At 41.5% G+C, this 13,943-nt stretch carries 11 protein-coding genes; 2 read left to right on the top strand and 9 right to left on the bottom strand.

Features of this window, described 5'->3' with window-relative positions; genetic code table 11:
- Positions 1–85 precede the first annotated feature (85 nt).
- Positions 86–1,009, top strand: coding sequence for a histone deacetylase family protein (locus BM380_RS06705; RefSeq protein WP_024601706.1), 924 nt, complete (start codon positions 86–88; stop codon positions 1,007–1,009).
- Here BM380_RS06705 and BM380_RS06710 read toward each other — a convergent pair.
- The gene (locus BM380_RS06710) at positions 989–1,288 is read right to left on the bottom strand and encodes a DUF4144 family protein (RefSeq protein ID WP_090493684.1); all 300 of its coding nucleotides are present in this window, start codon (positions 1,286–1,288) and stop codon (positions 989–991) included. The two genes, BM380_RS06705 and BM380_RS06710, sit on opposite strands and share 21 nt — an antisense overlap.
- A 77-nt stretch (positions 1,289–1,365) precedes the next feature.
- On the opposite strand from BM380_RS06710, the gene BM380_RS06715 reads away from it, so the two are divergent.
- Positions 1,366–3,894, top strand: coding sequence for an EAL domain-containing protein (locus BM380_RS06715; RefSeq protein ID WP_175527452.1), 2,529 nt, complete (start codon positions 1,366–1,368; stop codon positions 3,892–3,894).
- Here the strand turns inward: BM380_RS06715 and BM380_RS06720 are convergent.
- From BM380_RS06720 to prmA, 8 genes are all read right to left on the bottom strand, one after another.
- Positions 3,867–4,682, bottom strand: coding sequence for a DUF2797 domain-containing protein (locus tag BM380_RS06720; RefSeq protein WP_028835589.1), 816 nt, complete (start codon positions 4,680–4,682; stop codon positions 3,867–3,869). The genes BM380_RS06715 and BM380_RS06720 overlap by 28 nt on opposite strands.
- A 21-nt stretch (positions 4,683–4,703) precedes the next feature.
- Positions 4,704–7,244 carry an EAL domain-containing protein gene (locus BM380_RS06725; protein WP_090493690.1) on the bottom strand — a complete coding sequence of 847 codons (2,541 nt, stop codon included), beginning with the start codon at positions 7,242–7,244 and terminating at the stop codon, positions 4,704–4,706.
- 96 nt (positions 7,245–7,340) lie between these two features.
- Entirely contained in the window at positions 7,341–8,627 is a 1,287-nt protein-coding gene (purD, locus tag BM380_RS06730; protein ID WP_090493692.1) for a phosphoribosylamine--glycine ligase, read from the bottom strand.
- A gap of 14 nt (positions 8,628–8,641) precedes the next feature.
- A complete protein-coding gene (locus BM380_RS06735) occupies positions 8,642–9,460 on the bottom strand; it encodes a class I SAM-dependent methyltransferase (protein ID WP_013465965.1) in 819 nt (272 codons plus the stop codon).
- A gap of 109 nt (positions 9,461–9,569) precedes the next feature.
- Positions 9,570–11,156 (bottom strand): bifunctional phosphoribosylaminoimidazolecarboxamide formyltransferase/IMP cyclohydrolase, encoded by a 1,587-nt coding sequence (gene purH / locus BM380_RS06740; protein ID WP_036956702.1) that lies wholly within the window; start codon positions 11,154–11,156, stop codon positions 9,570–9,572.
- Positions 11,157–11,488: 332 nt separating this feature from the next.
- Positions 11,489–11,779, bottom strand: a complete 291-nt coding sequence (gene fis, locus BM380_RS06745) for a DNA-binding transcriptional regulator Fis (protein ID WP_002957804.1) — start codon at positions 11,777–11,779, stop codon at positions 11,489–11,491.
- 19 nt (positions 11,780–11,798) lie between these two features.
- A complete protein-coding gene (gene dusB / locus BM380_RS06750) occupies positions 11,799–12,770 on the bottom strand; it encodes a tRNA dihydrouridine synthase DusB (protein WP_024601713.1) in 972 nt (323 codons plus the stop codon).
- Positions 12,771–13,052: 282 nt separating this feature from the next.
- Entirely contained in the window at positions 13,053–13,934 is an 882-nt protein-coding gene (prmA, locus tag BM380_RS06755) for a 50S ribosomal protein L11 methyltransferase (RefSeq protein WP_008114871.1), read from the bottom strand.
- Positions 13,935–13,943: the final 9 nt, after the last annotated feature.

Here is a 13,943-nt window from a genome sequence, read left to right on the forward strand (position 1 = left end):
AGTTGTTTAGTATCAACCAAAGTCGCAAAGCCACCACAAGGTGGCTTTGTTATACTCGTTAAGCAACTTATTTTTGGAGTTAGCTATGCGCACTGCGATTATTTCTCATCCTCACTGTCGTAAACATAAAATGATTGAAGATCATCCAGAATGCCCTGAGCGTTTAGATGCAATTAATGACCGTTTACTTGCTAGTGGACTGGATGTGGCTATAGAGCAAAAACAAGCGCCTAAAGCATTGCGCGAGCACTATTTATTGGCGCACAGTGAGCAGCATATTAAGCATGTAGAAGACATGATCCCCACCGAGGGGCTCAGCGATTTAGATGGAGATACGTGGTTATGCCCCGACTCTTTAAAGGCCATTGAGCGTGCAGTCGGAGCAGGGTTACTCGCTGTTGATGAGATTTTAGAGGGTAAGTTAGACGCTGCGTTTTGTTCAGTACGCCCGCCAGGACATCACGCTAACCGAGATAGCTCTTCTGGTTTTTGTGTGTTTAATAACCTTGCGATTGCGGTTAAATATGCACAAAGCAAAGGGGTAAAACGCATTGCCATTGTTGATTTTGACGTACACCATGGCAATGGTACTCAAGATATTTTTATGGATGATGAAAATGTGTTGCTGTGCTCGTTATTTCAATATCCATTTTATCCTAATACCGCCATTAAAAATAATGCCACACTGGTAAATTCACCTTTACCGATAGCTAGTGATGGTGCTGATTTAAAAGCACTTTATGAGCAACAATGGCTACCAAAATTAACAGAATTTAAGCCTGAGCTACTTTTTATAAGCGCGGGATTTGACGCACATTTAGAAGATGACATGGCCAGTCTTAAGTTTGTTGAAAGTGATTATATATGGCTTACTGAGCAGTTAGCGCAATTTAGCCAACAGCATCATTGTTTAGGTATTATTTCTTATTTAGAGGGAGGATACTCACTGTCGGCCCTCGGGCGCAGCGCGATTGCACACGTTAAAGCGCTAGTTGATTTCGGCGAGTAACCTGAATGCCTGATCTGGAGTTAGCTGCTCTATTTTACTTAAGCAGCATTGCCCTTCTTTTGCTAAATATTCTTTTACTAGCTCTGCTAATTGGCTTGCACTGAGCGCCGTGAGCGAATGGCCGCTTAAGCTTTGATAGCCACTAACCTTATCTAAAATAATGACTTTTTGCTGTTCACTTGCTTCCATAGTGTAAATAAAGTCTTGTAAATCATTGGCGTGCTCTATTAGCTCAATTTCATTATTATAAATAATAATTTGTGGGTAACTGATGCTCATCTATTGTCCTAAATCAAATTGTTTTTTTACTGAATAATTTATAATCATTAATTGGTTTAATTTTGGAAGTAGAAGCAATGCCTCACACTAGCCGCTATCAAAAAGTATGCGATGTTTTTACCAATAAGGTGATCGCCTGCGCTAAGGATACCCCTTTAATTGAAGCGGTGAAACTAATGCGAGCGCACAATGTTAGCGCTATTTTTGTAAAACAACAGCAACAAATAATAGGCGTATGGACTGAAACCGATTGTTTAACACTTAACTTTTCTAATCACTCACTTAGGCAGTTAGCGATTGAAAGCGTTATGTCGAGCCCTGTACTAAGTGTGCCCAGCCAACAATTATTAACCGAGACGGCCATGGTGTTTAATAAGCAGGGTGTAAGGCATTTGTTAGTCACTGATACAAATGACATTCCCAGCGGCGTGATCAGCATTACAGATATTGTAAACAATCAAGGGCTAGAGCATTACTTACAATTTAGACCTATTAATGATCAATATAATAAAAACATACGGATAGTACCGAGTTCATTGGCAATCAATGACGCGGTGAGCATGATGCGTGAATATGCAGAGAAAGTGATTTTGGTGTTTAATGAGGATGAAAATGCCCATGGCATTATTACCCAGCGCGACTTACTAAAGCTCATCACCGAGCAGCACAATCATCTGGTTTGTTGGGATTTAGCCAGTCGCCCCCTTTATCAGATAAGCCCCCAAGACAGCCTTTTTGATGCTTACAGGTTGATGTCTGAAAGTAACATTCGACATTTAGTAGTAAGCGAAAATAATCAAATTAACGGTGTATTATCGCTTGAAAACTTAATTAATGAAATTGAAACGGCGTATTGTTGTGAGCTTGAAAAAGTACTTCAGCAGCGTGATATTGCATTGCAGCATTCGCAGCGTAACTTATTTTTAGCCAATAAAATTATCGACTCCTCCCTAGATGGCATCATGATCACCGACTCGAATGGAGTGATTATGCAAGTAAACCCTGCATTTACTCATCTAACCGGTTACAAAGAATATGAGGTGATAGGTAAGCGACCCAATATGTTGAGTTCAGGGCGTCATGATAAAAACTTTTATATAAAAATGTGGGATTCGCTTGCCAAAACAGGGGTATGGCAGGGGGAAATTCATAATCGTAAAAAATCTGGCGATATTTATATTGAGTGGCTCAGTATTATAGAAATAAAAGAGCCAAGTCATAGTGAGGTGATTTACGCCGCTATTTTTAGTGACATAACTGAGCGAAAAAGCGCAGAAGAAAAAGTGGTGCAGTTAGCGTATTTTGATGAGCTAACTGGCTTACCTAACCGGCGTTTATTTAACGATAGACTTTCTATGGCACTGGCCTCAGCGCACAGAGATAAACAGATGCTAGCGGTAATGTTTATTGACCTTGACCGTTTTAAAGAGGTGAATGACAGCTTAGGCCATAATGCCGGTGATACCTTATTAAAATTAGTCTCTGAGCGCATTATTAACACCCTCAATGAGGGAGATACGCTGGCGCGATTAGGGGGCGATGAGTTTATTGTATTGTGCGAAATATACAATGTAGAAGGTGCTATCACCCTTGCTGAGAGTATTTTAAATCACTTAAATACACCGTTTAAGCTTGAAGGATTTGAGGTTGGTGTTACCGCGTCTATAGGGGCGGCTGTTTACCCTGATGATGGCTTAGACAGTGAAACATTATTAAAGCATGCTGATATTGCCATGTACCGCTCAAAAGATGTCGGTCGCAATTCGTTTCAGTTGTTTCAACCCTCAATGAATGCACGATCTTTAGAGCGCTTAGCGATGATGAGTCGCTTTCAACATGCGCTAGAAAATAATGAGTTTGAGCTTTATTTTCAGCCTAAGCAATGTTTAAAAACAGGGTTGATTATGGGAGCTGAAGCACTACTGCGTTGGCATGACCCTGATTTAGGCACTATTTCACCAGCGCAGTTTATTCCGCTTGCTGAAGAGCTAGGTTTAGTGGTGCGTTTAGATTTATGGGTTATAAACCAAGCAGGTAAAGAGTTAACCCTTTGGCAAGCGCAGGGGATTGATGCCGGACGTTTAGCGATTAATGTCTCTGCGTGTCATTTAAGCCAAGGTAAGTTGGCTGATAATATTAAAGCGATGCTTACTCGTTACCAATTACCTGGCAGCTTACTTGAAATTGAGCTGACCGAAAGCAGCTTTATTAGCTCGTTTTCACAGGCAAAAGAGCAACTACAACAGCTCAAAGCGCTGGGCGTGCATATTGCGCTGGATGATTTTGGTACGGGGTATTCTGCACTCAGTTATTTAACCAAATTACCGTTTAACACATTAAAAATTGATGCGAGCTTTATTGCTAAGATTCCTGATGAGTATGGCAATAGCCAAATTGTGGCGGCCATTATAGCCATGGCGACAAGTTTAGGATTGGATGTGGTTGCTGAGGGCGTTGAGCATGCCTCGCAAGAGGCACACTTAGTCGAAATAGGCTGCAATGTTATTCAGGGCTATTATTATTGCCATCCATTAACGCAGCAGCAGTGGATAGCATTTTATAACCAAGCAGCAAAAGGTTATTCTGAGTCTACACTCACTTCATAAGAGGTGAACTTACGAATATTAATAACGCCGTTATCAAAAATTAAATATTGGCCTTTAATGCCTTGTAAAATACCGCTAACAACGGGGTTTTTATCGAAGTTAAATGAGCTGATTTTGCTTGGGTATTCGCTTACAGGAAAATCAAGATTCACAACGTCTTGATCAAGCTGTTCAATAGCGGTTGCGCCAAATAACTCACTCAGCTCGGTTAGTTTTTCGCTAATTTGTGGAATAAGCTCAGCAGCCGCTGCTTTTAAATCAAGAACGTCGTTTTGTCCTTTGAGCATATTGCGCCAATTGGTTTTATCAGCAATAAACTGCGCGAGCGCCACTTCCACTAAGCCCGACTGTAAACGAGTTTGTACTTTAAAAATAGGTAATGCTTGGGTTGCCCCTTGGTCAATCCAACGGGTAGGTATTTGGGTGTGGCGAGTAATGCCTACTTTTAACCCTGATGTATTAGCTAGATACACATAATGCGGGATCATGCAGTTTTCTTCGCCCCACTGTGGCTCGCGGCATGTGCCTTGATCGTAATGGCAGGTTTCAGGTTTCATGATACACATGTCGCAACTTGCAAGCTTGCGCATACATACAAAGCAATGCCCTTGAGAATAGCTTTTTTTAGTTTTTTTACCACAGTTAGAACACAAAATTGTGCCACTAAAAGTGAGAGTCAATTGTTTACCTATTAAAGCATTTAAATCAACCAGTTCATCACCTACAGGTAAATGATATTGAACGGGTTCTGTTAAGCTCGACTTTAATTTACGCAGTGTACCTTGCATCTTTACTTGGCCCCAAAGATGTTAAAAAGGGGAGCTTAACATTTTTAGGCGGTATTGGCTGTTCAAGAAGTCTAAATAATTATCATAAGAGAGTGCTTTTGCGTACAAATAGCCTTGGGTACGGTCAGCTTTCATAGTGTTGAGCAGCTGGTGAACTTCTTGAGTTTCTACTCCCTCAATCGTGATAGTAAGGCCCAAGTTATGTGCCATATCTATGGCTGTTTGCACAATGACCTGATGAGCCCGGTTATCGGTTAAATCAAACACAAACGACTTATCTACTTTAAGTTCACTAAAGTGATAGTTAACTAAGTAGCTAAGCGATGAATAACCAGTACCAAAATCGTCTAACACCACCTTAACGCCCAGTGTGGCAAGTTCACCAACTAAGGTGACTAACGCATCTTGATTTTCGACAAACGCTGATTCAGTCAGCTCAAACTTCAATAAATGAGGGGCAACCTGATACTTTATTAAAAGGTTTTCTACTTTTTCGGTTAAATTGGCAATGGCTAGGTTTTTTGCACTTAAATTAACGCTAATACTATGTTCAGTTATGCCCTCATTTGCCAGTTTTGCAATGTCTTTGCAGGCTTGCTCTATCACCCAAAGTGTTAATTCATTAATAATACCGGTGTGTTCGGCAAGTAGAATTAATTTTTCTATGGAAATGTTTTTAAACTCAGTATTAGGCCAGCGTAGTAGAGCTTCGGCACCATTGACACTGTTATCTTTTAAACTAATTTGTGGTTGATAAAACAGAGCGAGCTGATCCGTTCTTATCGCTTGTTGAAGCTTAGCAGCAAGCGCAACGTCCATAGCTAAACTGTTGCTCGCAGATGATGAGCTTACCTTACTTAGACTATGTTTAGCGTTATGTAATGCCAAGTAGCCTCGCTTCAACCAAAATTCAAAGTCATCACGTTTACCAAAGGCACTAATCCCCACGCTGTAATTGAGTTGTAAGTCTAGCCCTTTGATTTGATAAGTTTTTGGTAACTTATTTACTACCCTTTTTAATAACTCTTCGAGCGTGTGTGGGCTTTGGTTTTTAGTCGAGATACAGGCAAAAACACCGCTACCTAAATCAGCAATTTTAGCGGGTTGATTAATGCCACTACTTAAGTTAAAAAATTCTCTCTCAAAGCTCAATTGGCATTCTAATTCGTGCGCAACATGCTTAATTAATTCATATCCTTGGGAGGGCGTAATAATGGTATTTAGCGAGTTAAAATGACGTATTTTAACCAAACATAAAGTGGTGGAACGTTGCTGGGCTTTGAGTGCCATAAAGGCATACTTTAACTTTGCGCTATTGAGCAGTTTTGTTTGCTGGGTATGCGTGGCATGATATAAAGCGCGCTCACGCTGATAACGAACCCGATCGGCAAGTGCCATGGCCATGAGGACAATTTCACATAAGATGGCCATTAAAAAAGCATGACGTATTGAAAAGCTATAAGTGATAACGCCTGTAAGCTCTAAAGGCTGAATGGCTGCACCAATAATCAATGGCACCCATGAAAATACGTAAAACTTAGCCCATCTAAAGCCACTTTTTAATTTGTTATAAATTAAAATAAAGCAGACGATATAAAGTAATCCCAAAATTACAAAAAATATGGGGGCAGCTATATTTTCAGGAATAAAAAAGCTTAATGTACCGAGCACTAGCATTAGCCAGAGTAAACCAACACTTAATTTATAACGCCAGCAACGGTCTTTATGATATCGCAAAAACATGGTGCAAAAAGCGAGAGTGAAAAACGCAATAGTGTAATTAACGACAATTATTTTTTCGTGAATAAACAACTGCCATTCTAGCGGCCATAAATAAAAACCAAACCCCAGCACGGTGCCCATTAATGCTATAGCACTAATAATGTAGCCAATATAAACTAAGTACACGCGGTCTTTAATGCCAAAATAGAGTAATAGGTTATATAGTGAGGCCATTAACAATACACCCGCGAAAATTCCCCAAATGCCTGTTTGTGAGCGAACTAAGTCAACAAATACATTATGGCGATACAAGTGAATTGGGGTTTTACTGATCCCCACAGTATCTATTTTTATAATTAGTCGTTGTGTAGATTGGCCATCGAGGTTAAAGCGAATGTGGGGCACGCTGTACTTAAATAAAGTAAGACGTGGCTCTTTATCGCCAAGCTTATAAGTGTCGAGTAGTTGGTTGTTACTATTGAGCCGATATATGGTGAGATGATCTACCATCGGGTTATCAAAGTGGGCAACCACATCTTCTTGTTGGCTGCTTTTGTTTTCTAAATCGAGGCGTAACCAATAATTTTGCTGTTCAAAGCTCCAAGGTATATCGTTAAATTCTTGCTGTGTAAATAGCGCCTGCTTGGTCATTACTTCTGCAAAACTTTGTGTTTTGCTTTTATCTATGTAATAAGCATGATCGAGGTAAACAGGGGTTATTTTATCTATGGTATAGCGTGATGGCATCACAAAGTTTGTTGCCAATGTGCTGATAATAAAAAAGATAAAAATAAGTATTACAACTGCTACCGCATGGTAGCGCAAGGTTTTAAATTCCAATATTAATCTATGTCCAGATTACTTTTTTTATAGTGTAGCAGTAAAAAGCGCAGATAATCTGCGCTTTTATAAAATTTACTCGTTAGTTATCAATCGTTATGATTGTTCACGAGCAATTGCGCGATAAGCAATGTCAGTACGGTATTCCATGCCATCCCAGTTGATTTCATCAACCAGTTTATAGGCACGCTGCTGCGCTTGTGTAACTGTATTACCCAGTGCAGTAGCACACAGTACACGACCACCGGCAGTCACTATGTTATCGCCGTCTTGCTTAGTCCCTGCATGGAAGACTTTTTCGCCTTCAGGGTAAGTTACTTTCAAGCCACTGATAGCATCGCCTTTCGGGTAACTATCAGGGTAGCCTTTAGCGGCTAAAACAACACCTACTGCAGCGCGTGAATCAAACTCAATGGTGGTTTTATCAAGCTCTACACGGTTAGCAGCTTCAATCAATTCAACTAAGTCCGATTGTAAGCGTAGCATCATAGGTTGTGTTTCAGGGTCGCCAAAACGACAGTTATATTCAATAACTTTTGGTGTGCCTGTCTCATCTATCATCAAGCCTGCATACAAAAAGCCAGTGTACGGATGGCCTTCGCTAGCCATACCTTCTACCGTTGGGTAGATCACTTCGTTCATAATGCGCTGATGAATTTCATCGGTTACTACAGGCGCTGGTGAGTATGCACCCATACCGCCAGTGTTAGGACCTTGATCGCCATTGTAAGCGCGTTTATGGTCTTGGCTGGTTGCAAACGGCAGTACGTTTTTACCATCAACCATGACTATAAACGACGCTTCTTCACCTTCTAAAAACTCTTCAATTACTACACGGCTACCGGCGTCACCAAAGGCATTACCCGCAAGCATATCGCGAATAGCCTCTTCAGCCTCGCGTTCGTCCATAGCAACAATCACGCCTTTACCAGCCGCTAAACCATCGGCTTTAATAACAATCGGTGCGCCTTTTTCTTTTAAATAGGCAAGCGCAGGGTCGATTTGTTCAAACGTTTGGTAATCAGCGGTTGGAATAGCATGGCGTGCTAAAAAGTCTTTAGTGAACGATTTAGAACCTTCAAGCTGTGCCGCTCCCGCGGTTGGGCCGAAAATAGCTAAGCCGTGTTCACGGAACTTATCAACAACCCCTAATACTAGCGGTACTTCAGGGCCAACAATGGTTAGCTCAACATTATTTTGTTGTGCAAAGCTTAGCAGTCCATCAAGGTCTTCAACGTTAATTGCTACGTTCTCAAGTTTTGGCTCAAGAGCTGTGCCCGCATTACCTGGAGCAACATAAACAGTGTTAACTTTTGTATTTTGAGCGGCCTTAAACGCAAGTGCGTGTTCGCGGCCGCCGCTGCCAATGACTAATACATTCATGGCGAATATCCTATTTAAAGCGGTTTTTTAAATTTCAGCGTCATACGGTCGCTTTCACCTATGGCTTTATATTTAGCGGCATCTTGCTCGCCAAGTCTAAGGCTCGGTGGAAGGGTCCATACCCCTTTAGGGTGATCGGCTGTATCAAGAGGGTTTGCATTAATATCGCTTTTTGCTTCAAGTTCAAAACCAGCTTGTTCAGCAAGTGCAATAACCACACTTTGCTTCATATAACCTGATGATTTTTGCATCTCATCATCTTGCTCTTCTGGTAGGCGGTGTTCAACCACACCTAAAGTGCCGCCTGGTTTAAGTGCTTTGTAAAAAGACTTAAACGCATTGCTTGCAGCTTCTTTATCTTTGCTCATGTACCAGTTATGGACATTACGAAAAGTCAGTACCATATCGGCGCTAGCCGCAGGAGCAATATCTAAATGTGTAGATGGGGCAAACTCAGTGAGTTTAACGTGACTAAAGCGGGCATCTTCAGCGATTTTAGCCTTAAAGCCAGCAAGAGAACGTTGGTAATAACCAACCGATGAATCAGCAGGGAAGTGCGCAGCATAATAGGTGCCTTGCTCTTTCAGCGCTGGCGCTAAAATTTCACTGTACCAACCACCACCTGGGGCAATTTCTACCACGGTCATAGATGGTTTAAAGCCAAAAAATTCGAGTGTTTCTACAGGGTTGCGGTATTGATCGCGCTCACTGCTACGCTCGCTTGCTTTAACTGCATTTGTTAATGCTGAGTCGTGGCCATGGTTATGTGCCAACGCCATTGTTGAGCTTAATGACAGTGTGGCAACCAGTAGAGATTTTAGTGCAAATTTCATCGTCTAATCCTTCACATTATAATTGTTAGTCATGGTTATAGAATAAGCAGAATACGTGAATTTGGTGCAAACAAAAAGAGCTAACTGAACCCGTTAGCTCTTTATGCGATTAATGACGGAAGTGGCGCATACCGGTAAACACCATTGCCATTCCAGCTTCGTCAGCGGCCGCAATCACTTCTTCATCGCGCATTGAACCACCTGGTTGGATAACAGCAGTAATGCCAGCCTCTGCAGCTGCATCAATACCATCGCGGAATGGGAAGAATGCATCTGATGCCATCACTGAGCCTTTTACTTCAAGGCTTTCATCAGCGGCTTTAATACCGGCAATTTTAGCTGAGTAAACGCGGCTCATTTGGCCTGCACCTACACCTATAGTCATACCGTCGCGGGCATAAACAATGGCGTTTGATTTAACAAATTTAGCCACTTTCCAGCAGAATAATAAATCTTTAAGCTCTTGCTCAGAAGGTTGGCGCTTAGACACAACCGTTAAGTCGCCTTGCGTTACCATGCCTAAATCACGGTCTTGAATAAGTACACCGCCATTTACACGCTTAATGTCGTGACCTGTGCCTTTAGCAGAGAATTCACCACACTCTAATAAGCGAACGTTTTGCTTAGCCGAGACTATTTGAGCCGCTTCAGGACTTACGCTTGGTGCAATAATAACTTCAACAAATTGACGTTCAACAATCGCTTGTGCAGTCTTAGCATCAAGTTCTTGGTTAAAAGCAATAATGCCGCCAAATGCTGACGTTGGGTCAGTTTTAAAGGCGCGCTCGTACGCTTCTAAGATATTATTACCAATTGAAACACCACATGGGTTAGCGTGTTTAACAATTACACACGCAGGTACATCAAATTCTTTTACGCACTCAAGTGCAGCATCGGTGTCGGCAATATTGTTAAACGATAATGCTTTACCTTGCAGTTGAGTCGCTGTTGCCACTGACGCTTCAGTGATGTCGTTTTCAACATAAAACGCGGCATCTTGATGCGAATTTTCACCGTAGCGCATATCTTGCTTTTTAGTGAATTGCATATTGATAGTACGCGGGAACTTAGTATCGATAGCGGCTTCTTCTGTGTAATCAGGAACCATTTTACCGAAGTAGTTAGCAATCATGCCATCGTATTGCGCTGTATGCTCATACGCTGCAATAGCTAAGTCAAAGCGTGTTTTGTAGGTTGTTGAGCCGTTGTTATTTTGCATTTCGCTAATAACACGGTCGTAGTCGCTTGCGTTAACAACGATCGTCACATCTTTGTGATTTTTAGCTGCCGCACGTACCATGGTTGGGCCACCAATATCGATGTTTTCAATAGCATCTTCAAGGCTGCAGTTTTCTTGAGCGACAGTATTCGCAAAGGGGTATAAGTTAACTACAACGATGTCGATAGCAGAGATATTGTTATCTGCCATTACGTCTTCATCTTGGCCACGACGAGCAAGAATGCCGCCATGAATTTTTGGATGTAGGGTTTTTACGCGACCATCCATGATCTCAGGGTGACCGGTGTGATCTGATACTTCAGTTACTTTAATTGCATTGTCAGCAAGTAGTTTACACGTGCCGCCAGTTGAAAGTATTTCAACACCTTGTGCTTCTAGTGCACGGGCAAATTCAACAATACCGGTTTTGTCTGACACACTCAAAAGTGCGCGACGTATAGGACGATGTGTATCCATTGTAGTTTGATTTCCTCAGTTAATGAGCTAGCTTAGAAGCGCGTATTTTAACTGATTACGACTCAAAAAACGACTTATAACGACCCATAAAGCGTGAGCATTTTGCAATTTCGTTAATAAATTTTACAAATAAAAAAAGCACCCTAAGGTGCTTTTTACTCAAAATACTTTATACCAGCTGTATTGGATTAGTAAGCAATTATAACGACAGAGAAATAAGTCAATGACAAGGCAAAAATTTTGCTGTGTAGTTATTCTACATAAAAAATTTTTAACGCAGTTAGGGGCTTATTTAGCTCGTTAGAATGATTACGGTTTCAATATAGCTGGTATTAGTTCATACCGTATTTTTTAAGCTTTTTACGTAAAGTACCACGGTTGATACCTAGTAAAATTGCCGCACGAGTTTGATTGCCACGTGTGTAAGTCATTACTTCTTCAAGCAATGGCGCTTCTAGCTCAGAAAGAACAAGGTCGTAAACGTCTTGCACATCTTGACCGTTAAGCTGCTTTAAGTAGTGGTGAACAGCTTTTTTCACTGCATCACGCAATGGCTGCGGTTTCTCGTGTGACTGAACATGAGGGTTAGTGATAAATGGAGAAGTCACGTTTTGTTCGAACATTATAAAGTCTCTTTCTTTCTTAGTTAGCTGCTAGTGTTTTAAAGTATTGCTCTAATGCGACGACCTGTGCCTCTGAATTGTCGAGCGCATTAAATACTCGCCTAAACTGACCGTCACTGTCATGGGTTTGCAAATACCAAGATACATGTTTGCGAGCGATTCGTGCTCCCATTGGCTCACCGTAAAACACATGGAGGTTAGTTAAATGCTCCATTAAAATACTGCGCACCTCTGCTATAGCAGGTGGCTGCATATGTTCACCAGTTCGCAAATAGTGGTCTATCTCCCTAAATATCCAAGGGCGACCTTGGGCGGCTCGACCAATCATAATGGCATCTGCACCCGTATAGTCCAAAACCTGCTTTGCTTTTTCAGGTGATGTAATATCACCATTAGCAACGACAGGTATCGACACTGAACGTTTTATATCCCTAATTGTGGCGTACTCAGCATCACCTTTATACATACATGCGCGCGTGCGCCCATGTACAGCCAGTGATGCAATGCCATAACGTTCAGCTATTCTTGCAATCTCTACACCATTACGGTTGTCCTGATCCCATCCGGTACGGATTTTAAGTGTCACAGGTATATCAACCGCGTTTACTACGGCATCAATAATCTCTTCCACGAGTTCTGGAAACTGTAATAAGGCTGAGCCTGCAAGTTTCTTGTTCACTTTTTTTGCTGGGCACCCCATATTGATATCTATGATCTGTGCACCGTTTGCAACATTGAATTGTGCGGCCTGTGCCATAAGCTCAGGGTCTGCTCCTGCAATTTGCACCGCACGTATACCCGACTCACCAGAATGATCCATTCGGTTCATCGACTTTTCGGTTTTCCAAACCTTCGGATTAGACGACAGCATTTCAGACACAGCAAGGCCAGCGCCTAAACGACGACATAGCTGTCTAAATGGTCTGTCCGTTATGCCCGCCATAGGCGCGACAATGACATTATTCTCAAGTTGGTATGAACCGATACGCACGATATTCAATAGGCCTCTTTTCAAGGGGCGCTAAGTTTACGGCTTTTTACGCAAAAATCAAAGGCTATAAATTGAACAAAAGTGACTTTTTTTTGCTCTTTTCGTATTGACATTTGATAACCGTATGACGAAGCGGTTTATTTGTGTGAATTTTGAACGGCTGTTACTTTTATAATAAAAAATCTTTATTTTTTATTATGTAAAAAAATAGTAAAGCCTGTTAAATACAGGCTTTAGATACGACTTTTGAGTTAATACTCTAAATTTTTTAATAACGCACTATTACGCTTTTTTAATGCCACTTACTCGGGTCCAATCGCCTTCAATGGCAATTTCATCGAGCTCAATAAAGGGCGCGTATATGTCAGCAACCGATTGTGCTTGTTCTTCTAAAATTCCCGACATCGCAATTTTACCGCCTGGCTTTAATAAGCCTAAAATAACACTATGAAGCTCACGCAGTGGTTGCGCTAAAATATTTGCCACTACAATGTCAGCAGTAAACTCAGGTTGATTTTCTGGCAGGTAAACTTCAAGCTTGTCAGCAACACCATTGCGATTAGCGTTATCTAGGCTTGCTTCAAGCGCTTGTGGGTCAATGTCTATCCCTATCATGCGCTCAGCACCCAATTTTATTGCTGCAATGCCTAATATGCCTGAGCCACAGCCAAAATCGACCACGGTTTTACCAGTTAAGTCTTGGCTTTCTAACCATTTTAAACACAGTGCTGTAGTGGCGTGTGTGCCAGTACCAAAAGCAAGACCAGGATCAAGTAGTACATTGACTGCGTCTGGGTCTGGAATGTCGCGCCAGCTTGGACAAATCCAGAGTTTTTCGCCAAATTGAATAGGGTGAAAGTTATCCATCCACTCACGTTCCCAGTCTTTATCTTCGAGTTGCTCAATTTTGTAAACTAAATTGTCTTTTAGCTCATCGTGGCGTTTTAATAATGCAACCACTGCGTTCATATCGTGATTAGCTTCGAACAAGCCAATTACTGTGGTGTCAGCCCAAAATACAACAGTGCCAATTTTAGGCTCATAGATAGGCGTATCTTTAGCATCAATAAAAGTAACAGAAGCACTGCCTGCTTCCATTAATAGGTCACTGACTGCATCAGCAGTTGCAGCATTGGCATTGATACGGATTTGGATCCAAGCCATGTTTATTTC

The sequence above is a fragment of the Pseudoalteromonas sp. DSM 26666 genome (assembly GCF_900116475.1).
Lineage (GTDB): Bacteria > Pseudomonadota > Gammaproteobacteria > Enterobacterales > Alteromonadaceae > Pseudoalteromonas > Pseudoalteromonas tetraodonis.